The following is a 2,428-nucleotide window of genomic DNA, read 5'->3' as shown; positions in this document are numbered from 1 at the left end:
AACTTTTAGGTTTATTCCTCCATTTGCGTAACTGTGTCCATCTGGATAAATATACTTTCCTTTTTCAGAATCGTAGTACGCTTTCTGGTGAAGTCTTGCAGATTCCTCTGCTGTCCAGTTCCAGATTTTCTCTTTTACTATATAGTTGATTAGTTTTTCTTCATCTGTACGGCCTTCGTAATTGTCTACTATGTATTTTGCTTGCTGATAAGATATTACATACCTGAACAGATGTAGCTGCTTTCCTAAATCCCCTTTCATGCCGCTTGGATAGTATGCTTTTTCTACAGTGCCTGCTAGGCTGCCCCAGAATTTATCATCGGGCTTCATATTTTTGTTTATCTTATCTGCTATGGCTCTTAGTTGGTCAGCTGATGATTTTTCATCCATTTTGTCCATCCCTGTAATTTTCATCAGTACAGATAGTTTCTTCTTGCTTTCGGAAGCGGATATGCTATCTGCCTTCCATGCATACCACATGTTATCAAAGACTTTAGTACCGACTATTTGAGTATCTCTATAACAGGATGCGATGGCTTCAGACATATTAGAAGATTGACCTTTTCTACCAAGCATCTCTTTGAAATACTTGCCAAATTCTTTAATGCTTTCTATTGGCCAGCCCTGTTTTTCCAGCAGAAGCACCTTGGCTGTAACATCTTCCTGATACTTCTCCCAAGTTTTGTCATCTATTGACTTAGGTCTTTTGATGCCGAACATGTTAATAACATCCAGTTCCTTTACCTCTTCCTTTAGCTTTGCTCGCCATGAAGCTGCCAGGTTTGGATGGAATGCGCCCGCTCTAAACGACTTACCGAGATCCGACAGGGCTGCGTTTATCTGTTCTGCTGTGCTGTCTCCGGTGCTGAATAGGTTCTTTGTGGCATTCTCTATATCGTAATACCTTAATTTGAAAACAGAAAGCTCGAATATGAGCTTTCTGAAAATTGTCTACTGACTTTGCTCTGCTAAACGCTCCTGTTCCGCTAGTCGTTCCTGCTCCGCCTTCTTGTCCATCTTGAACTGCTTTCGGAATTCTTCTACGGAGCCAGACAGTTTCTTTATGTCAGATCTATTGTATAGCCAGTAATAAGGGAGTTTTTCATCATATGATTTAACAGAGTCACCAGAGTAACCAAGTACATAGTTACCCTTTTTCGTTAAAAAAATCTTTTCTGTCATTTTTTCTCCATCTTTATACTTATTCCGATAAAAGAAATTTATTTTTTTATTTTTTACTGCTTTTACATCTTTAAACTCAACACCTGTGCGTTCCGTTAGAGTTAAAACATAATTCCCATTCTTTATTTCATAACTACCGAAAAACATCTCAATCTCTGGAGAGCTCCAATACCCATCTTCAAAATAGTCTTCTTTTTTCCTCCTACTGTCATCATGCATCAATATATACGTTTTATCATCTTTAAACTCAATATAGTACCTTGACTGCGTCCGTACAGGATATCTATTTCCAAATCCACAAATATACACCGTATTCATCTTAATATCTTTAACTGGCTGTGGATCCACAACCAGTTTCTTTATCGCAATAAGTGATAAAACAATTATGATTACTGTTATAAACAACTTAATCTTTGAGCTTACTGTTTTATACATGCGAATACCTCATTTCTAAACTTTGCCTGCCTTGTTTTTACTTCTTTAGCATATTTTCGCATTTCTTCAGATTCTGGAGCCTTATATATTGCATCATGACCTCCACCATCTTTTACCCGATTCCCATTATTATCAAGCACACATTTAGAGTTCTCTCTAAACTGTGGTTCATAGTTTGGGCTCGATGGTTCCACATCAAGCACCGTATGTACCTTGTCATTATGTCGTGCATAATTAAAGCTAGAACAGTTCACTTTGGCATCTTGAGTTGCCTTTTCATCTAAAAGAGTGAGAAATTTACCGTCACCATTAATTATAAACTCTGATCGGAATCTGGCATTGGTAACAACTTTGAGATTGATTCCTCCATTTGCTGTACTGTGTCCATTTGGATAAATATATTTTTCATTTTTTGAATCGTAGTATGACTTCAGATGCAGCCTTGTAGACTCCTCCGCTGTCCAGTTCCAGATTTTCTCTTTTACTATATAGTTGATTAGCTTTTCTTCATCTGTACGACCTTCGTAGTTGTCTACTATGTATTTTGCTTGCTGATAAGATATTACATATCTGAACAGATGAAGCTGCTTTCCTAAGTCACCTTTCATGCCGCTTGGATAGTATGCTTTTTCTACTGTACTTGCTAGGCTGCCCCAGAATTTATCATCGGGCTTCATATTTTTGTTTATCTTATCTGCTACTGCTCTTAGTTGGTCAGCTGATGATTTTTCATCCATTTTGTCCATCCCTGTAATTTTCATCAGTACAGATAGTTTCTTCTTGCTTTCGGAAGCAGATATGCTATCTGCTT

Annotated in this window: 3 protein-coding genes; all 3 read right to left on the bottom strand. The window is 37.6% G+C overall.

Going from position 1 to position 2,428, the window contains the following annotated elements; translation table 11 throughout:
• On the bottom strand, positions 1 to 720 hold a 720-nt coding region (locus AXF17_RS09125; RefSeq protein ID WP_169711300.1), incomplete at its 3' end, for a DUF3114 domain-containing protein.
• A gap of 231 nt (positions 721 to 951) precedes the next feature.
• Positions 952 to 1,617 carry a hypothetical protein gene (locus tag AXF17_RS02110; RefSeq protein ID WP_094233601.1) on the bottom strand — a complete coding sequence of 222 codons (666 nt, stop codon included), beginning with the start codon at positions 1,615 to 1,617 and terminating at the stop codon, positions 952 to 954.
• Positions 1,602 to 2,428, bottom strand: an 827-nt coding sequence (locus AXF17_RS02105; RefSeq protein WP_157682619.1) for a DUF3114 domain-containing protein, incomplete at its 5' end; no start/stop codon positions are given. The genes AXF17_RS02110 and AXF17_RS02105, both read right to left, overlap by 16 nt.

Source organism: Mogibacterium pumilum, assembly GCF_002243385.1.
GTDB classification, from domain to species: Bacteria; Bacillota; Clostridia; order Peptostreptococcales; family Anaerovoracaceae; genus Mogibacterium; species Mogibacterium pumilum.
This window is presented reverse-complemented; position numbering and strand designations above follow the sequence as displayed.

Excerpts from the sequence above, each read along its gene's own strand:
- AXF17_RS02110 (WP_094233601.1), bottom strand. The coding sequence starts at position 1,617 with ATGTATAAAACAGTAAGCTCAAAGATTAAGTTGTTTATAACAGTAATC.